Genomic DNA, 18833 nt, shown 5'->3' with positions numbered 1-18833 from the left:
GCAGAATGGCCTTCATAAAGCATATAATCGTTACCCTCCTTAGAGCCGCCAAATATGCGATAGGCCTTGGGCTGGCCGTGCTGATCGCAATCATCGCGCTTGCAGGCTTCACTTCATTTGGCGCCGGCATTCTTGCACCCTGGATTGCATCAGCAGTTTCCCAGCCGGGGCGAGAGATCACCATTTCTGGCCCTGGGCCGCTGCTGACGGGCGAATTGCGAGTACAATCCGTTTCAGTCGCAGATGAAAAAGGAACCTATGCTACGATTGATGGCATCGCTCTGGACTGGTCGCCGCTCTCTCTTCTCGAATTCACGTTTGACGCAGACCGGCTCGAAATTGACTCCGTGTCGGTTACCAGGAAACCGGATGCACCCCAAACAACCACCCAGGCCAGTGACGGTGGTTTTTCGCTGCCAGTCAAACTGGATATAGATAGCCTGCTGTTTCCCCATATAGCACTCAATCAAAACGTGCTCGGCCGCACGTTCGATCTAAGCATCAGTGGAAATCTGGTCGCCGACTCCAATGCCATCAGCTCGAAAATTGCGGCCAAGCGTAACGATGGCGCTGGCGGCACGCTCGATGCAGATATCGTGTTCTCGCCCGACGATGATCGGCTGAAGCTGGATGCACGTTTTTCAGAGCCTGAGGGCGGTGTGCTGGCGGGGTTGCTACGCCTCCCGTCCAACCCTTCGGTCGACGTCGCCGTTGTCGGAGAAGGTCCTCTCTCCGAATGGACTGGCGACATTTCCGGCACCGTTGACGGACAACAGACTGTCGACATCAAGGCGACGCATCGGCAAGCGAAGGGTGGCCCGCATCAATTGACAGTCACGGGGGGCGGTCAATTGGCGACCCTCTTGCCGCCAGCGCTTCGTCCGGCATTTGCCGGAACGACATCCATCGATCTCGCCGTCGATTACGCAGAAGATGGCCGTCTCGATCTACAGAAGGCCGACATTGCCAGCGGCAGCCTGACGCTGACCGGCTCAGGCACTCTTGATCCATCGGGTGACAACGATCTGACAGCAAGCCTGAAGGGTGTTAACGGCCCAATCGACTTCCGTTGGCCAATGGGTGAACACGAGCTTGCGGCTGCCATTGAAAGTGTCGATTTGACCGCACGCGGTCCCGCCAGTGCAGTCAATCTCGACCTCAGTGCCTCGCTCAACCGCCTGACTGTGCCGCAAGCGGATCTGCGCGGTGTTTCGCTATCCGCAACGAGTGCCACATTCGATCTGGGAAACAGAACGGGTGCTCTGGACGTGGTGCTCAGCGTCAACGCAAGCGCATTCACCAATCCATCACTGGAACGAGCCCTGAAGGCGCCCGTAACAGTGAAGGCACCTGTAATCCTCTCCGCGGACAAAGTGGCTGTCGAGACCGCGACCATCGAAAGTGCAACAGTTGGCGGCACCGTCACCGGACAATACGCTCTCGACACGCAGGAACTGGATGCGCAGATCAAGTTGTTTGCCCTGCCATCCGTGCTGCCAGAAGATTTGGCCGGAAAGTTGACCGGAACAATCGAGATCGCCGGTAATGTGAACTACCAGCAGCCAACGACCGTGACGGTTGATGGCCTGACCGTCAAGTCCAACCTGGGTTCGATCACCGGCAATGCCTCCTATGAAGACGACGCACTGACCGCCAACCTCACAGGTGAGCTTTCAAACCTGTCCACATTTATGGACAAGGCAGAAGGCAAAGCCGACTTTTCGCTGGACGCCAGCGGGCCTTTGGATGCGCTGGATGCCAAAGCAGAGATATCCATCGATCAGGCCAAATTTGCCGGATACGAACTTAAGGGATTTGAGCTTCAAGCAAGCGGCAAAGCAGATCCTGACGCCCCGACGGGAACCGCCACAGCATCAGGATCCATTGATGGTCAGAGCATAGACCTGTCGGCCGAACTCAAAAGCGAGAACGGACGCGCGGTCCTTCCGCAATTCGAAGCAAATGTCGGTGAAAACAGGATTACCGGCAACCTGTCCTTTTCGCCTGACTTCCAACCGCAAGGCGCGTTTCAATTCGACTTCCCAAAGATTGCCCTTCTGGCTGCCTTGGCCGGCCAGAATGTAGAGGGCGACCTCAAGGGCAAGGTGGAATTGGGCTCAACGAGCGGATCGATCCGCGCAAAAGTAGAGGCTAGCGGTTCGCGCATCGAACGCGACGGCACACTGCTGAGTGGGCCACGTATTTCGCTCGACATTCCCGACGCCAAAGCGCTCGCTCTCAATGGAACCTTGAAAGCATCAAGTCTTGCTCTCGGGACAAACAAGGTCAGCGATATTGCTCTCGCCTTCGAACGCCAGTCATCTGCTACCGAGTTTGACCTTGAAGCCCAATATGACAAGGCGCCGGTCACGGTGAAGGGTAGCATCGAACAAGACGAGCAATTGTCGATCGCCTTGCAAGAAGCCTCCGCTACACCGCAAGGGATCAAGGTTACGCTCGCTGATCCGGTCACCTTGAAGATCGCTGATGGCGGAGTTGCATTCCAGGATCTGAAGATAAAGGCAGGCGATGGCACGATCAGTGCGAGCGGCAATGCTGGCTCTGAGCTGGATGTCAACGGCCGCCTGGATGCCTTGCCGGCATCGCTGGTCAATCGCTTTGTTCCTTCGCTATCCGCCGCTGGCACGATCTCCGGAACAGTTACAGCAAATGGCACCGCTTCCAGCCCGTCGATCGGATACGACCTGAAATGGTCCGATGCCGCAATCGCCCAGACCCGCAGTGCGAACCTGCCTGCACTGACGATCAACGCCAAAGGGCAGTTTGCCAACAGTAAGGTAACAGTCCAAACCGAACTGTCAGGCGTCTCCGGCCTGACACTGTCAGGCGGCGGATCGGTTGGGATTACTGGAAACAAGCCACTCGATATGCGCTTTTCCGGAGACCTGCCCTTCGGCGTTCTGGCCGGGCAACTGGCTGGACAAGGGCTTGTGCTGGAGGGTGCTGCGGCCGTGAATGTCATCCTCGCGGGCAGCGCTCAGGCACCGCAAATTTCCGGTTCGATCAACACCAACGGCGCACGTCTCATAGACACTCGGCGAAATCTCGCTGTTGAAAACCTGTCAGCCAGCATAGCGATGAACGGGAACACGGCACGCATCGAAAACCTGACAGGCCAACTGACTGGTGGAGGCAAGGTCACTGCCAGCGGCACCATCGACATACTGAGCCCGAATTTGCCTGCGGACCTCACGGTAAAAATGGATCAGGCGGCCTATGCCGACGGCACCATCTTCTCGACAACGGCCAGTGGCGACATGACGGTGAAAGGTCCGCTTCTGGCCTCGCCAACATTGTCTGGGGCTGTCAATCTTGGCGAGACGGCGATCACGATTCCCGAGCGCCTTCCGCCGACATTGCGCCAGCTTGACATCGAACACCGCAATGCGCCTGCAGATGTGCGCAAGCAAATGGCGGTGGTCAATAAAACAGAAAGCCACGGCAGCAGCTCCGATCTGGCGCTCGATCTGAAAATCTCGGCCCCTGCCCGGATTTTCGTACGAGGGCGCGGCATTGATGCCGAACTCGGCGGATCGCTCACCATTCGCGGGACGGCCAGTAATCCGATCGTCTCTGGCGGTTTCACGCTCACCCGTGGGCGATTGATGATCCTGACGCGCCGACTCGACTTCACCAGCGGCAAGATCACCTTCGGCGGCAATCTTATTCCGCGACTGGATATGACAGCGACCACCACCAGTGGCAGCACCACGATCACAACATCGATCGAGGGCTTGGCTGATGACCCGCAGATTACCTTCTCGTCGTCACCCGCCCTTCCCCAGGATGAAATTCTGGCGCAGTTGATCTTCGGACAGTCCATCGCCAAGCTATCGCCGCTGCAGATCGCACAGCTTGCCGATGCAGCAAGCCAGTTGGCGGGGGGCAATTCCACATCGCTTCTCAACAGTCTGCGCTCCGGCCTCGGTGTCGACAATCTCGACATCACCACCGACAGTCAGGGCAATGCCAGCGTAAGTGCCGGCAAGTATCTGAACGACCGCACCTATCTGGAACTTCAGCAATCGGGTGAAGGCACAGGCAAGGCGGTTATTAATCTGGACATAGGGCGCGGGGTAAAGTTGCGCGGCGAAGCCGGCGGTGACGGCAGTGGTGCAGCCGGGATCTTCTACGAAAAAGAGTACTGATCGGACGCCTGCAATATAACGTGCGTCAAAAGCCGGCCTTGGTAGTCTTCAACAGTATGTTGGATTCTGTGTTGTTGATACCTTCAATCAGACGGATCAGTCTCAATGTTTCGTCAAAACCTGCAAGGTCGCGGGTCTCAAGCTCGGCAATCAAATCCCATCTTCCATTGGTGCTGTGCAGTGCCCTGACCTCCGGAATGCCACGTAACTGGCGCATCACTTGATCGGCAAGCTTGCCGAGCACTTCGATCAAGACAACGGCGCGGACACCGATTTGACGTAGCTCGTCACCGGTCCTCACCGTAAACCCCGTGATCGTTCCTCCGGACACCATGCGAGTGATGCGCGCCGTCACGGTCGCCCTGGAAGCCCCGGTCTCAGCGGCAAGCGAAGCGACTGGAATGCGCGCATTCTGCCTGAGGGTCGCAAGAATAGTTCGGTCAAGGTCGTCAAGCTCCTGCATTGTGCGCACCGCTATTTATCAAAGTGTCAAATTGGTGTTCAAAATCGACACTATTCCTTCTTTCTGTCAACAGACGAATGAAAGATGATGGTGACAACATCAGGAGACAGCATGGATAAGAACGGAATATCAGTCGCTTTGATCGGCGTACCGCTGGAGGAAGGTTCAGGCCGTGGCGGATGCGCCATGGGACCGGCAGCGCTCCGGATAGCCGGAATTTCTGACGCCCTTTCCGATCTCGGCTACCAGGTCTCCGATTGCGGCGATCTGCGGCCTGATGCTGCAATGGATCTCACTCCGAACGAAAATGCAAAACACATCCAACGCGTCGGTGCGATGACACGCGCGCTGGAGAATGCGATCTATGTTGCGGCAGAAGGCGGCAGCATTCCGGTGACGCTGGGCGGCGATCACAGCCTGGCCATGGGCAGCGTTTCCGGTATGGCACGGCATGCACATACACAAGGCCGACCTCTCTTCGTATTGTGGCTGGACGCCCATGCCGATTTCAACACGCCGGAAAGCTCGCCATCTGGAAACATGCATGGAATGCCGGTCGCCTATTTCTGCGGTGCTGCCGATCTCGGCAATATCCTGCCGGAAGATCGTCCCCTTGTTGATCCCAAGCGCGTCTATCAGGTCGGCATTCGTTCGGTTGATGCCCAAGAGCGCAAGCGCATCGGAGAGCACGGCGTGCGTGTTTACGATATGCGCGCCATCGACGAGTTGGGCATGGCATCGATCATGCAGAGCATATTGCAGGAAGTTGCCGCCCAAAACGGTCTGCTCCATGTCAGCCTGGATGTCGACTTTCTCGATCCGGCGATTGCGCCAGGCGTCGGCACAACGGTTCCAGGAGGCGCTACGTTTCGCGAGGCTCATCTCATCATGGAGATGCTGCATGATAGCGATCTTGTCGCTTCCCTGGACCTGGTTGAGCTCAACCCGTTTCTCGATGATCGAGGCACCAGCGCCCGCGTTCTCGTCGAACTGTCGGCAAGCCTCTTCGGTCGTAGAATTCTCGATCGTCCCACCCGCTCCGCGTGATCAATAGAGGTCTTGAGATGACATTATCAGCAGAACTGATCGCCACAGAACAGCGTCTCGGCGCACACAACTACAAGCCGCTCGACGTCGTATTGACCCGTGGTGAAGGCGTTCACGTCTGGGACAGCGAAGGCAAACAATACCTCGATTGCCTCTCTGCCTATTCCGCCGTGAACCAGGGACATTGCCATCCGCGCATTCTGGCCGCTCTGACGGAACAGGCCTCCAAACTGACGTTGACATCCCGCGCATTCCGCAACGACCAACTCGCCCCGTTCTATGAGGAGATAGCCGCGCTGACCGGCTCGCATAAGGTGCTGCCAATGAACTCCGGTGCCGAGGCTGTGGAGACCGCCATCAAGGCGGTGCGCAAATGGGGCTACGAGACCCGCGGAATTCCGGAGGACAAGGCCGAGATCATCGTCTGCGCGAATAATTTTCACGGGCGCACGCTGAGCATTGTTTCGTTTTCCACCGACCCGGATGCGCGCCGAAACTTCGGACCCTTCACCTCCGGATTCAGCATCGTGCCCTTTGGTGACGAAAAGTCGTTCGAAGCGGCAATCAATCCCAACACGGTCGCGGCATTGATCGAACCCATTCAGGGCGAGGCAGGCGTTATCATTCCGCCCCCTGGGTATTTCCGCCGCGTGCGCGAGCTTTGCACGCAACACGATATCACGCTGATACTCGACGAAATTCAGACGGGCCTTGGTCGCACCGGAAAACTGTTGGCCGAAGAACATGAAAACATCGAGGCGGATGTAACGCTGGTCGGCAAGGCTCTGTCCGGCGGCTTTTACCCCGTATCGGCTGTCCTTTCGAATTCCGAGGTTCTGGGTGTGTTGAAACCGGGACAGCACGGTTCGACATTTGGCGGCAATCCTTTGGCCTGCGCAGTCGCGCGCGCAGCCCTAAAGGTCCTCGTCGAGGAAGACATGATCGGCAACGCGGAGCGCATGGGGGCCCGCTTCCTCAACGGTCTTGGATCAATTCGCTCGAATATGATCAAGGAAGTCCGCGGCAGAGGATTGATGCTTGCCGTCGAACTCGACCCGGACGTCGGCGGTGCTCGTCCCTATTGCTACGCCCTAAAAGAAAAGGGCCTCCTGGCAAAGGACACCCATGAGAATACCATCCGCTTTGCCCCACCTCTGATTATCGATGAAAAACAGGTAGACTGGGCACTGGAACAGATAGAAGCAGTCCTGACCGGCCCCATTTCTTGAAACGCCGCCAGCACTTTATCGCAACCTGTCCGGCAACCCGAAAGCGGTCAACGTCTTTGGCGCTTGAAGAGCTGTGGGCGGAATTTAGAATTAAGAAACATTCTTCCGTTAGGCTTGCCGTAGTGAGCCCCGAATCAGTCCTGCCAGACACGGCAATTGTATAAAGGCACGCATTTTCGGCAGCAAAGGTTGCAAATGCCGTACTTGGCACAGCGCCGATTGCTCAGGCATAGGAAAGTTGGGAAGAATTTTGATGTCAACGGCGATCAACTCTACGAATTTTGGTGATGAAACTCTCGAAATCATCGCGTTCCGCCTGCATGATCAGGAATTCTGCGTGCGGACAACGACGATCCGGGAAATTCGCGGCTGGGCACCATCCACGCCGATTCCCCACGCTCCTGCCGACGTAATCGGCGTGATGAACCTCCGTGGCTCAGTCATCCCGATCATCGACCTCGCGCAAAAGCTTGGCATGAAGAGCACCGTTGCAAACGAACGCTCGGCGATTGTTGTCACCGAGGTGCACAACATGGTCATTGGCATGCTGGTGGATCGCGTCTCCGACATCCTGACCATTCCTGCCACGCAGGTACAGCCGGTGCCGGAAGTGTCGGCTTCCTTCGACAAGTCCTTCTCTGAAGGCATCATCGCGACTGAACATGGTATGATCTGCTTCCTCAATCTGTCGAAAATGTTCAAGGGCAGTGAGATGGAGGACATGGCAGCCTGACGGGGCCTGTAAAGCTGAATTTGGCAAGCCGCCCTGGGTCACCTCGGCGGCTTTTTCTTTGCCAAATTTCGAAAAAAGCAATCTTAGGTTTATTTAATTACAACTTAAACATTGAGCACTTATAGATAAAGAATTGTTGATTCCGAAATTAAAGGGGGAGCGGATAACATGTTTGGCAAACCGTCATCGCGGAAGCTCAATTCGTTTTTCGAAGCGCTTTCACGCTCTCACGCAATTATTGAATTTAATATCGATGGCACGATCGAGCGTGCCAACGAGAATTTCTGCAAGGCGCTCGGCTACACGCCAGCTGAAATCGTCGGCAAACACCACAGCATGTTCTGTCCCACAGACTATGCCGCGTCGGAGGAATACAGAGCTTTCTGGAAAGCTCTCGCCAGCGGCAAATATCAGTCCAGTTCATTTAAACGCATCGCCAAAGGCGGCCAGGAAATCTGGATCCAGGCATCCTATGATCCGGTCATTGTCGGCGGCAAAGCCGTCAAAGTCGTGAAAGTTGCAACGGACATAACGGAAGCCAAGCAAAAGGCCATCGAGGATGACAGCAAGCTGGCCGCCATCAGCCGGTCTCAGGCCGTCATCGAGTTCGAGCCCACGGGCAAAATCATCACCGCCAATGAAAATTTCTGTGCAGCGACTGGATATGGTCTCTTGGAAATCCAGGGCAAGCATCACAGCATGTTTTGCGATGCTGATTACATCGCCTCGCAGGAGTATAAGGATTTCTGGCCGAAACTCGCCCGTGGCGAGTTCCTGTCCAATGAGTTCCTGCGCTATGGCAAGGGCGGCAAACCGCTCTGGATCCAGGCGGCCTATAATCCTATCCTGGACGACAAGGGCGCAGTGGTGAAGGTCGTGAAATTCGCCACCGACGTCACCGCGCGCATGAATGATATTGCCCGCTTGAGCGATGGTCTGAACACGGTCGCTCACGGCGACCTCACGGTGCATTTCGCCACGCCCTTTGTGCCGACGATGGAAAAGACCCGTAGCGACTTCAACGAAGCCGTCGCGAAATTGCGCGAGACATTACAGACGGTTGGCAAGGCGGCAGGCGAGATAGCCGCGGGATCGCGTGAAATCGGCGCCAATGCCGGCGATCTTGCCAAGCGCACAGAACATCAGGCGGCATCGCTCGAGGAGACCGCGGCAGCGCTGGCCGAAATAACAACGGCCTCCTCAGAATCTAGCCAGAGTGCAGACCTTGCCGGCAAGGTGGTCGCTCAAACCAAGCTCCATGCCGAGCAGTCCAGCAAGATCGTGGACGGGGCCGTCGACGCCATGGCGGAAATCGAGACCTCCGCCAAAGAGATAAACAATATCATCGCTGTCATCGACAGCATCGCGTTTCAGACCAACCTTCTGGCGTTGAACGCCGGCGTCGAAGCTGCCCGTGCCGGCGATGCCGGAAAGGGCTTCGCCGTGGTGGCGCAGGAAGTGCGCGAACTTGCCCAGCGTTCGGCCGCGGCTGCCAAGGAAATCAAGGGACTGATCACGGCATCCGGCACGCACGTGGAAAAAGGTGTCGGGCTCGTGCGCCAGACAGGCGATGCATTGAGGGAAATTCTGGATGCCATCCGTCAGATCGATGGCAATGTGACTGACATCGTCTCCAGCACCCGCGAACAGGGTACTAGTCTGACTGAGGTCAATACGGCGGTCAATCAGATCGACCAGGCAACACAACAGAATGCGGCTATGTCAGAAGAATCGACTGCGGCCAGCCACCGCTTGTCGGAAGAGGCCGACATTCTGTTCGAACTTCTGAGCGCCTTCAAGCTTGGAACGGACGCCTCTACTCCGGCAATGTCCTCTCCCATACGCGCATCGCCTCGCGCCGCAACTGCTTCCGTAAAGCGGCCAGTACCGGCGGTAAGCGGAAACCTCGCGCTGAAGGAAAACTGGGAAGAGTTCTGATCGGTCTGGCGCTAATGGAAAAGGGCGGTCAGTGACCGCCCTTTTCTATTTCATTTTATCGAAGTCCGCTCAGGTCCGCGCCTCCTTGGGAGCAGCACCGGCCATGCCCATGGGAAGAGCGTCTTCTCCCTCCTTGGCATCCATATAGTGCTTTTCAGCCACCGGCCGCACCAATGCGTTGGCGATGAGCCCGATAACCAGCAAGGCCGCCATCGCGTACATCGTCGTGTTGTAGAGGCTGGATGTCGGATCGACAGTGCCGGCCGGTGCGATTTCCATCAGGCGAGCAATTGTCACCGTCTTGGCAGCAATCAGCTGATCGAGCTGATCCATACCGGCACCGAACTTCTGCTGGAATGCTGCCGGATCGATCTTCTCCGCAAGAGCGCGAACAGAGGTTCCAATCGACATGTCACGCAACTGCGTGATAGCGAGCGGACCGAGAACGCCGGCCGTGCTCCATGCCGTGAGCAGGCGACCATGGATACCACCAACATATTTCGTACCGAAGATATCGGCGAGATAGGCCGGAATGGTGGCAAAGCCGCCGCCATACATCGTGAAGATGATCATGGTTGCCGCATAGAACATGACCAGCCACATGACTGCAGGATTGACGCTGACCTGCGCTGCTGCATATGGGATCGACAGATAAAGGAGAATGCCGAGGATGAAGAACACATAATATGTGTTCTTCCGCCCGATATAATCCGATGTGGACGCCCAGAAGAAGCGACCGACCATGTTGAACACAGAGATCATGAAGACGTAGGTCGCCGCGAAGGTTGAGTTGACCACGAGCGGCAAAGTCGTCCCGAAGATTTCCGTCATCATCGTCTTAGCAACCCCGATCACACCGATACCGGCAGTCACGTTGAAGCACAAAACAATCCACAGCAGATAGAACTGCGGCGTCTTGAGCGCCTGGTTGATGTCGACGTGACGCTGGGTGATCATCCGCTTGGCAGCATCATTGGCCGTTGGCGGTGTCCAGCCTGCAGGCTTCCAGCCTTCGCGCGGAACGCGATAGGAAAATGCCGCGATGATCATGACGATGAAGTAAGCGATGCCAAGGGTAAAGAATGTCATCGCAGCACCGGTATTACCCGTGCCAACGACATAGACGCCTTCCTGCAATGGCACTGGCGTAGACGCCAGCTGCTTGGCGGTCGCGGTGACCACCTCCACCATCTGTCCATTGACCTCGGCCAGACGACGACCGCCTTCGGTGACCATCGTCACTGCACCTTCAGCACCAAGATACTGTGGTGCCTGATAGTAAAGAGACAGCAGGGTTTCCTTGATTGGCGTGGCGATCATCGCACCACCACCAAAACCCATGATGGCAAGGCCCGTTGCCATTCCGCGACGGTCCGGGAACCAGCGGATCAGGGTCGATACAGGCGAAACATAGCCCAGACCGAGGCCGCATCCGCCCAGCACGCCATAGCCGAAATAGAGAAGCCAAAGCTGATGGGTGAGGATGCCGATACCACCGATGATGAAGCCACCGCCCCACAGGAATGCAGCAGTCACACCGACCATACGGGGGCCGACTTCTTCAAGCCACTTGCCGGCAAACGCCGCTGCGAGGCCGAGAAAAACAATAGCGACCGAGAAAATCCAGACGACAGACTGAAGCGCCCAGTCGGATGACGAGGCAGCGACGACGCCGAATTCCTTGGTCAGCGGTGGGTTGAAAATACTCCAAGCATAAACTGAGCCAATACAAAGATGGATCGCGATCGATGCCGGCGGTACTTTCCACCTGTTGAACCCCTCTTCAGCGATAATATGCTCTTTTTTGAGTTTATTGAACATAATAGGTCAGCCCTCCTAGCTGATAACCACCTTAAACGCGTATTGCCGCCAACACCGGCAACAACCCGACTGGCATCAGATTTTACAATCTGTGCCGTATCCCCTTCTCCCTGGGTGTCCCCCAATGCGAAGGCGGAATTTACTCATTCCGGAAGCGTGGCTTCCGACAATGCTTCTCCAGCAATGGATCCCTTGCCCTTGCTGGAATTTGCAGCAGCACCAGATCCAACACCTGGGCCACTTTCCTCATTCGGTCTTTTGACCAGAACCGCCGCGTCAAGAACGAGACGATCTAAACCCTCGCCACCATGATCGACCAGTTCGAAGAACCGGCGCCGCATGCGGGGCTCCCAGAACTTGTTGATATGGGTCGCAATACCTTCCAATCGGGTATCCGCCGGCTGCGATTTGAAGAAGGTCGCAATCTGGTTCGCCATGCGAATAAGCTTCTGGGTGACATTGTCATGCGACATCGGAAATAGCCTCCAGTCTGATCCGCTGGGGATGGGTAAAAATCTCAAAATCATTGCCACGCACGACGGCGGCAAGCGTGATGCCCGCGGCCTGCGCAGTGCGGATGGCAAGAGCGGTTGGTGCCGAGACAGCAGCAAGCACTGGGCTGCCCAGAAGAGCCGCCTTCTGAACCATTTCAACCGATACCCGGCTGGTGACCGCGACGATGCCTTCGGCACCGGCCCGGCCGCCCCGAAGCACGGCACCTACCAGTTTATCCAGAGCGTTATGCCGCCCCACATCTTCGCGGGCAGCAATCAGTCCTTCACCGGGGATATAAAAACCTGCACCATGGACGGCATGCGTCTGGCTATTAAGCGCCTGCGCGCTTGAAAGGCCCGCGACCGAGTTGACGATGTCGTCAGCACAGACCGCAAGCTGAATCTGTTCGACCGATTTCACCGTCCGCAGTGCCTGTTCGATGGATTCGATACCGCACAAACCACAGCCAACCGGTCCCGCCATATGCCGTCTGCGGACACGCAATGCATCGGAGGCATCGTCCACCAGCTGGATCTGGACATCCAGCCCCTCCCCATGCACCTCAATCTGAATGTCCTTGATCTCTGCGGCGGTAGAGATGATCTCTTCCGTCAAGCTGAAGCCAACGGCAAAATCCTCAAGATCTGCTGGTGTCGCCATCATGACTGCATGGGTGGAGAAACCGTAGGAAAATGCCACCGGGATTTCTTCCGGCACCATGCGCTCACCGTCCCGCATAACGCCGGAATGTTGTGCCAAACGCCGCACAGAAATTCCCGTGGCAGGAAGGCCGATCACTCAGCCGCCTCCATCTTCCCGGAAATCCTACGTGATTGACGGCTAAGTTCCTCATAATCCTCCTGCCATTCGGTCGGACCGTTTGACGGCGAGATCTGCACGGCAGTTACCTTGTATTCAGGGCAATTGGTCGCCCAGTCGGAAAAGTCCGTGGTGATCACATTCGCCTGCGTGCCCGGATGGTGGAAGGTGGTGTAGACCACGCCCGGTGCCACACGATCCGTGATCAAGGCGCGCAAGGTCGTGTCTCCGGAGCGGCTGGCAAGCTTCACCCAGTCGCCATCCTTCACGCCGCGCTGTTCGGCATCGTGCGGATGCATTTCCAGCAGGTCTTCGGCGTGCCAGGCCACGTTCTCTGTCCGTCGTGTCTGCGCACCCACATTGTATTGCGACAGGATACGACCAGTCGTCAAAAGCAATGGGAAGCGAGGGCCGGTACGTTCATCGGTTGCGACGTATTCCGTGCGGATGAACTTGCCCTTGCCACGCACAAAGCCATCGACATGCATGACCGGCGACCCTTCGGGGAACTTCTCGTTACAAGGCCACTGAACCGAACCCATCTTTTCGAGATAGTCGTAAGACACGCCGGCAAAGCTCGGGGTCGTCGCCGCGATTTCGTCCATGATCTGCGAAGGATGCGTATAGTTCCAGCCAAGCCCCATGGCTTGAGCGAGATGCTGCGTGACTTCCCAGTCGGCATACCCGTTCTTCGGTGTCATCACCTTGCGCACGCGATTAATGCGGCGTTCGGCGTTGGTGAAGGTACCGTCCTTTTCAAGGAAGGTGGAGCCTGGCAGGAAAACATGAGCATAATTGGCCGTCTCGTTGAGGAAAAGGTCGTGCACCACGACACATTCCATGGCCGCAAGACCGGCTGAGACGTGTTTAGTATCCGGATCGGACTGCAGGATATCTTCACCCTGTATATAGATGCCCTTGAAGGTGCCCTCGACAGCAGCATCCAGCATATTAGGAATACGAAGGCCCGGTTCGTTGTTGAGCTTCACGCCCCACAATTTCTCGAAAATATCGCGCGTCGCATCGTCGGAGATATGGCGATAGCCGGGCAATTCATGCGGGAACGAGCCCATATCGCAAGAGCCCTGCACATTGTTCTGGCCACGCAGGGGATTCACCCCAACGCCTTCGCGACCAATATTGCCCGTGGCCATCGCAAGATTGGCAATGGCCATGACGGTGGTCGAACCCTGGCTATGTTCGGTTACACCGAGACCGTAATAGATCGCACCATTACCACCGCGGGCATAAAGGCGGGCGGCACCACGAAGTGTTTCTGCGGGAACGCCGGTGAACTTTTCCGTCTCTTCCGGGCTATGCTCAGACGAGCCGACAAAAGAGGCCCAGTCTTCAAATTCCGACCAGTCACAACGTTCACGGATAAAGGTTTCGTCGTAAAGGCCTTCCGTGACGATGACATGGGCGAGTGCCGTCAGTACGGCAACATTGGTGCCGGGCTTCAATGGCAAATGAAAGGCGGCTTCGACATGAGGTGTACGCACGAGATCGATGCGGCGCGGGTCGATGACGATCAGCTTGGCACCTTGCCGAAGACGCTTCTTCAAGCGCGAGCCGAAGACCGGATGACCGTCGGTCGGGTTCGCACCGATCACGACCACCACATCGGTCTGTTCGACGGAATCGAAATCCTGCGTACCGGCGGATGTGCCAAAGGCCTGACCAAGACCGTAACCCGTCGGCGAATGGCACACGCGCGCGCATGTATCGACATTGTTGTTGCCAAAGCCCGCACGGATCAGTTTCTGCACCAGGAAGGTTTCCTCGTTGGTGCAACGCGATGACGTGATGCCGCCGATCGACTCGCGACCGTACTGATACTGGATCCGGCGGAATTCCGAAGCCACATGGGCATAGGCCTCTTCCCAGGTCACTTCACGCCAGGGATCGGTGATCTTTTCCCTGACCATCGGATTGAGAATGCGATCCTTGTGGGTGGCATAACCATAGGCAAAGCGACCCTTGACGCAGGAATGGCCACGATTGGCCTTGCCGTCCTTGTAAGGCACCATGCGCACAAGTTCCTCGCCCCGCATTTCCGCCTTGAACGAACAGCCAACGCCGCAATAGGCACAGGTGGTTACGGCAGAGTGCTCTGGCTGGCCGATCTCGATGACGGATTTTTCCGTGAGCGTTGCTGTCGGGCATGCCTGCACGCAGGCCCCGCAGGACACACACTCAGAGTCCATGAAAAGTTCGTGAGCACCGGGAGAGACACGGCTGTCAAAGCCACGACCTTCGATGGTCAAGGCGAATGTACCCTGCACTTCTTCACAGGCCCGAACGCAACGCGAGCAGACGATGCATTTGGAAGGATCATAGGTGAAGTAAGGGTTTGACTCGTCCTTCGGCATCCAGCGCGCGTTCGCATCGCCACCGTCTCGCGCCTTGACGTGGTTCTCACCCTCATAGCCGTAACGCACATCGCGCAGGCCAACAGCGCCAGCCATATCTTGCAGTTCGCAATCGCCATTGGCAGCGCAGGTCAGACAATCGAGCGGATGGTCGGAAATATAGAGTTCCATCACACCCTTGCGGATCTGCTTCAGGCGATCCGTCTGTGTGTGAACGACCAGGCCTTCGACGGCGGGCGTGGTGCAGGAGGCTGGGGTCCCATTGCGTCCCTCAACCTCCACCAGACAGAGTCGGCATGACCCGAAAGCATCCACCATGTCGGTCGCACAAAGCTTCGGCACCTGTATACCAGCATCCCTCGACGCGCGCATGATCGACGTCCCTTCGGGCACGGTCACCTTCTTGCCGTCGATCGTGAGAGTAACTGTCTTTTCCGATTTCGAGGCCGGCGTTCCGTAGTCGATTTCGTGAATAAGGGACATTGTCTTACTCCGCTGCTTCAAGGGCCGGCTGAGGGCCGAAGTCTTCGGGGAAATGGGTCATGGCGCTCATCACCGGATAGGGCGTAAAACCGCCGAGCGCACAGAGCGAGCCGAACTTCATCGTATTACAGAGATCGGCCAGCAGAGCCCGGTTCTTCTCCGGTTCGACACCCTTGGCGATCATGTCGACGGTTTCTACGCCGCGGGTGGAACCGATACGGCATGGCGTGCACTTGCCGCAGCTTTCGACAGCACAGAATTCCATGGCAAATCGGGCCTGCTTCAGCATGTCCGCGGTCTCGTCGAACACGACAATGCCGGCATGGCCAATCAAGCCATCTTTCGCAGCGAAAGCCTCATAGTCGAATGGCGTATCAAACAGTTCGCGCGGGAAATAAGCCCCAAGAGGGCCGCCAACCTGCACTGCTTTCACAGGGCGCCCGCTGAGCGTGCCGCCGCCGATATGATCGACAATCTCGCCCAGCGACAGACCAAAGGCCGTCTCATAAAGACCGCCATATTTAACATTTCCGGCAATCTGGATCGGGATGGTGCCACGCGAACGCCCCATACCGAAGTCACGGTAGAATTCAGCGCCCCGGTCCATGATGATCGGGACAGACGCGAGCGACAACACATTGTTGACGACAGTCGGCTTGCCCATAAAGCCTTCCAGCGCGGGCAAAGGAGGTTTGGCACGCACGACGCCGCGCTTTCCTTCCAGACTGTTCAGAAGGGACGTCTCCTCGCCGCAGACATAGGCACCGGCACCGGCACGAACCTCCATATCGAAGGCATAGGAAGAACCCAGCACCGATGGTCCCAGGATTCCGGCCTCACGGGCAATGCGGATGGCTCTGCTCATCGTTTCGATGGCATGCGGATATTCCGAACGGGTGTAGATATACCCCTTGGTCGCGCCGGTCGCGATGCCCGCAATGGCCATGCCTTCGATCAGAACGAAGGGGTCGCCTTCCATGATCATCCGGTCGGCGAACGTGCCGCTATCACCTTCGTCGGCATTGCAGACGATGTATTTTTGATCCGCAGAGGCGCCGGCAACTGTCTTCCACTTGATACCCGTTGGAAAGCCAGCCCCGCCGCGCCCCCGAAGTCCGCTCTCTGTGACTTGTGTGACGATATCCACGGGTGCCATGGCAACCGCATTCTTCAGCCCTTTCAGGCCCTGATAATGACGGTAATCGTCAAGCGACAACGGATCGGTTACGCCGCAACGGGCAAAGGTGAGCCGGGTTTGCTGACGAAGAAATGGAATTTCCTTCGTCAGCCCCCGACAGAGTTCATGTTTTCCGCCATTGAGGAAGTCGGCATCGAAAAGGCCCGGTACATCCGATGCTTTCACCGGACCATAGGCAACGCGGCCATGATCGGTGCGAACTTCAACCAGTGTTTCCAGCCACAGCATTCCGCGCGAACCGTTGCGCACGATCTTTGCATCGATGCCGCGTGACGAAACTTCTCTTTCGATGGCCGCAGCCACCTTGTCTGCACCAACGGCAAGTGCAGCGGCATCGCAAGGAACGAAAATCACAGTTGTCATCGTGCGGCCTCCGCAATCAGCGACCTAACATCATCTGCCGTGAGACGACCGTGGACCTCACCATCCAGCATTGCGGCAGGCGCACAGGCACAAAGCCCAAGACAGAAAACAGGCTCAAGAGTAACTGAGCCGTCTGCCGTAGTCTCATGCCAGTCGATACCAAGGCTCTTCTTCACGGAGGATGCAAGCGCGTCAGCTCCCATGGACTGGCAGGCTTCCGCGCGACAGAGTTTTAGGACATGCCGACCGGCGGGATGGCTGCGGTAATCGTGATAAAAACTGACGACACCATGCACTTCGGCACGAGACAGATTAAGCGCATTCGCGATCACCGGCTTTGCCTCTTCAGGCACAAATCCAAAAGCATCCTGAATAGCATGCAGGATCGGCAACAATGGACCTTCCAGGCCACGCAGATCTTCTATGATCGAGATAGTACGCGCCGACACATCGTCAGCGGACAAACGAACATTCATTCGCTATGCCTCCCACCGGCTGACACATAAGCTCTAAGCAGTCGCGCCAGCACCTGTTATGAATTGCTTACAAAGACCGCCATCCCACGGTCTTCTTATCCTGCCGGGGAGAGTGTGCGACAGCAAACCAAGGGTCAATATCGCTGTTTCGTTACGCGATAGAAAAAAACTATCAAAATTTCTCGTCTTCCGCGAGCCGACGTGCCTCATGCAACAGAGCGGAAACCAGTGGCGTATGGGGTTCGCGATGCGGCGCGACCAAACCGACGAGATGCTCGACATCGGGTTCAATTATCGGAATCATGCGTATTTCAGCTGGAAATCCAAAAGCCTGGGCGACATTTTTAGGCATTATGGACGCCCATTGCCCCGTTCTGACGTGAGAGAACAACACGATCATCGAATTTGATTCGAGCGTTGGCTTGATGATAGCGCCCGCTTCCTGCATGTGCTGATTGATTATTCGGCGGTTTTGCATGTCCGGAGTTAATAGGCAAAGCCGAAGATCAGCAACGTCGTGCCAGGTCACCGCGTCCCGGTCCGCCATAGGCGTGCCAGCAGCCGTGATGAGATGATAACGCTCGGCATATAGCGAAACGCTGGTGACCCGGCCAAGCGGCTCATTGTCGAGATAGGTTATACCCGCATCGACTTCGAGATTCTCCAACAGGCTGAGCACCTGAAGTGAATTCCGGGAGCTGACCGAGAAGGTCACATCTGGGTGCTTTTTCTGAAAAGGCTCGGTTATGCGCGGCACCATGGCCAATGCAGTCGGGATCACCGCAAGGCGGATATGGCCAGAGAGACCACGCCGCACCGTTCGCATCTCCTCGCGCATGGTGCGGGCATCTCCAACAATGCGGCGCGCCCATTCAAGCACGCGCTGCCCCTCGGGCGTAAGCCCCTGGTAACGCGAGCCACGCTGCACCAGCATAACACCCAACTGATCTTCAAGCTGCCGAATGGCCGCAGACAGCGAGGGCTGCGAAATCCCGCATTCCTGCGCCGCCCGACCAAAATGCCGTTCGCGCGCCAGTGCTATGAAAAATTCGAGTTTGTCGATCATCCGCCTCTTCCTGATCGAAAGGCTTATCACGCCAATGATCTGACGCAAGGCGGTGTAGCCAGATGGCTTGCCCGTCGCGTTTGCTGTGTTGCGGAACATTGGCAATCGTCTGGGGATTTGCAACAGTATCGCAAGCCGAAGGGCCAAGGCAACGAATGGGA

At 56.8% G+C, this 18833-nt stretch carries 13 protein-coding genes; 5 read left to right on the top strand and 8 right to left on the bottom strand.

All coding sequences use genetic code 11. The features are described 5' to 3' along the window. Positions 1-5: 5 nt before the first annotated feature. Positions 6-4169: a translocation/assembly module TamB domain-containing protein gene (locus ACQQ2Q_RS16615; RefSeq protein WP_428188220.1), complete on the top strand. Its 4164-nt coding sequence runs from the start codon at positions 6-8 to the stop codon at positions 4167-4169. 25 nt (positions 4170-4194) lie between these two features. On the opposite strand, the gene ACQQ2Q_RS16610 is transcribed toward ACQQ2Q_RS16615, so the two are convergent. After that, entirely contained in the window at positions 4195-4632 is a 438-nt protein-coding gene (locus ACQQ2Q_RS16610; protein WP_428188219.1) for an Lrp/AsnC family transcriptional regulator, read from the bottom strand. A 111-nt stretch (positions 4633-4743) separates the two neighbouring features. On the opposite strand from ACQQ2Q_RS16610, the gene rocF reads away from it, so the two are divergent. The 4 genes from rocF to ACQQ2Q_RS16590 all read left to right on the top strand — a co-directional run bounded on the left by rocF (position 4744) and on the right by ACQQ2Q_RS16590 (position 9579). Next, positions 4744-5679 (top strand): arginase, encoded by a 936-nt coding sequence (gene rocF, locus ACQQ2Q_RS16605; protein ID WP_428188218.1) that lies wholly within the window; start codon positions 4744-4746, stop codon positions 5677-5679. A 17-nt stretch (positions 5680-5696) separates the two neighbouring features. Continuing rightward, the gene (gene rocD, locus ACQQ2Q_RS16600) at positions 5697-6908 is read left to right on the top strand and encodes an ornithine--oxo-acid transaminase (RefSeq protein ID WP_428188217.1); all 1212 of its coding nucleotides are present in this window, start codon (positions 5697-5699) and stop codon (positions 6906-6908) included. Between the two features lie 253 nt (positions 6909-7161). Next, positions 7162-7641, top strand: a complete 480-nt coding sequence (locus ACQQ2Q_RS16595) for a chemotaxis protein CheW (protein WP_428188216.1) — start codon at positions 7162-7164, stop codon at positions 7639-7641. A 168-nt stretch (positions 7642-7809) separates the two neighbouring features. Next, complete coding sequence (locus ACQQ2Q_RS16590) at positions 7810-9579, top strand: methyl-accepting chemotaxis protein (RefSeq protein ID WP_428188215.1); 1770 nt, start codon at positions 7810-7812, stop codon at positions 9577-9579. A gap of 69 nt (positions 9580-9648) precedes the next feature. Here the strand turns inward: ACQQ2Q_RS16590 and ACQQ2Q_RS16585 are convergent, their stop codons facing one another. The 7 genes from ACQQ2Q_RS16585 to ACQQ2Q_RS16555 all read right to left on the bottom strand — a co-directional run bounded on the left by ACQQ2Q_RS16585 (position 9649) and on the right by ACQQ2Q_RS16555 (position 18672). After that, positions 9649-11400: an OFA family MFS transporter gene (locus tag ACQQ2Q_RS16585; RefSeq protein WP_428188214.1), complete on the bottom strand. Its 1752-nt coding sequence runs from the start codon at positions 11398-11400 to the stop codon at positions 9649-9651. 143 nt (positions 11401-11543) lie between these two features. Beyond that, positions 11544-11873, bottom strand: coding sequence for a formate dehydrogenase subunit delta (locus tag ACQQ2Q_RS16580; RefSeq protein ID WP_428188213.1), 330 nt, complete (start codon positions 11871-11873; stop codon positions 11544-11546). Continuing rightward, positions 11863-12633 (bottom strand): formate dehydrogenase accessory sulfurtransferase FdhD, encoded by a 771-nt coding sequence (gene fdhD, locus ACQQ2Q_RS16575; protein WP_428188320.1) that lies wholly within the window; start codon positions 12631-12633, stop codon positions 11863-11865. The genes ACQQ2Q_RS16580 and fdhD overlap by 11 nt, the downstream gene beginning before the upstream one ends. A gap of 56 nt (positions 12634-12689) precedes the next feature. Further along, a complete protein-coding gene (gene fdhF, locus ACQQ2Q_RS16570) occupies positions 12690-15569 on the bottom strand; it encodes a formate dehydrogenase subunit alpha (protein ID WP_428188212.1) in 2880 nt (959 codons plus the stop codon). A gap of 4 nt (positions 15570-15573) precedes the next feature. Next, positions 15574-17130: a formate dehydrogenase beta subunit gene (locus ACQQ2Q_RS16565; protein WP_428188211.1), complete on the bottom strand. Its 1557-nt coding sequence runs from the start codon at positions 17128-17130 to the stop codon at positions 15574-15576. Further along, positions 17127-17606: a formate dehydrogenase subunit gamma gene (locus tag ACQQ2Q_RS16560; RefSeq protein ID WP_428188210.1), complete on the bottom strand. Its 480-nt coding sequence runs from the start codon at positions 17604-17606 to the stop codon at positions 17127-17129. Before ACQQ2Q_RS16560 ends, ACQQ2Q_RS16565 begins: the two co-directional genes overlap by 4 nt. Positions 17607-17778: 172 nt before the next feature. Next, a complete protein-coding gene (locus ACQQ2Q_RS16555; protein ID WP_428188209.1) occupies positions 17779-18672 on the bottom strand; it encodes a LysR family transcriptional regulator in 894 nt (297 codons plus the stop codon). Positions 18673-18833 lie beyond the last annotated feature (161 nt).

Origin of the sequence: Agrobacterium sp. ES01 (genome assembly GCF_050320885.1) — a bacterium.
GTDB lineage: Bacteria > Pseudomonadota > Alphaproteobacteria > Rhizobiales > Rhizobiaceae > Allorhizobium.
This window is presented reverse-complemented; position numbering and strand designations above follow the sequence as displayed.

Bases quoted from the DNA above. Each gene is read 5' to 3' on its own strand.
- ACQQ2Q_RS16590 (WP_428188215.1), top strand. From the start codon at position 7,810: ATGTTTGGCAAACCGTCATCGCGGAAGCTCAATTCGTTTTTCGAAGCG.
- ACQQ2Q_RS16585 (WP_428188214.1), bottom strand. From the start codon at position 11,400: ATGTTCAATAAACTCAAAAAAGAGCATATTATCGCTGAAGAGGGGTTC.
- ACQQ2Q_RS16565 (WP_428188211.1), bottom strand. From the start codon at position 17,130: ATGACAACTGTGATTTTCGTTCCTTGCGATGCCGCTGCACTTGCCGTT.
- ACQQ2Q_RS16595 (WP_428188216.1), top strand. From the start codon at position 7,162: ATGTCAACGGCGATCAACTCTACGAATTTTGGTGATGAAACTCTCGAA.
- ACQQ2Q_RS16555 (WP_428188209.1), bottom strand. From the start codon at position 18,672: ATGATCGACAAACTCGAATTTTTCATAGCACTGGCGCGCGAACGGCAT.
- fdhD (WP_428188320.1), bottom strand. From the start codon at position 12,633: ATGCGGGACGGTGAGCGCATGGTGCCGGAAGAAATCCCGGTGGCATTT.
- ACQQ2Q_RS16615 (WP_428188220.1), top strand. From the start codon at position 6: ATGGCCTTCATAAAGCATATAATCGTTACCCTCCTTAGAGCCGCCAAA.
- ACQQ2Q_RS16610 (WP_428188219.1), bottom strand. From the start codon at position 4,632: ATGCAGGAGCTTGACGACCTTGACCGAACTATTCTTGCGACCCTCAGG.
- ACQQ2Q_RS16580 (WP_428188213.1), bottom strand. From the start codon at position 11,873: ATGTCGCATGACAATGTCACCCAGAAGCTTATTCGCATGGCGAACCAG.
- rocD (WP_428188217.1), top strand. From the start codon at position 5,697: ATGACATTATCAGCAGAACTGATCGCCACAGAACAGCGTCTCGGCGCA.
- rocF (WP_428188218.1), top strand. From the start codon at position 4,744: ATGGATAAGAACGGAATATCAGTCGCTTTGATCGGCGTACCGCTGGAG.
- fdhF (WP_428188212.1), bottom strand. From the start codon at position 15,569: ATGTCCCTTATTCACGAAATCGACTACGGAACGCCGGCCTCGAAATCG.
- ACQQ2Q_RS16560 (WP_428188210.1), bottom strand. From the start codon at position 17,606: ATGAATGTTCGTTTGTCCGCTGACGATGTGTCGGCGCGTACTATCTCG.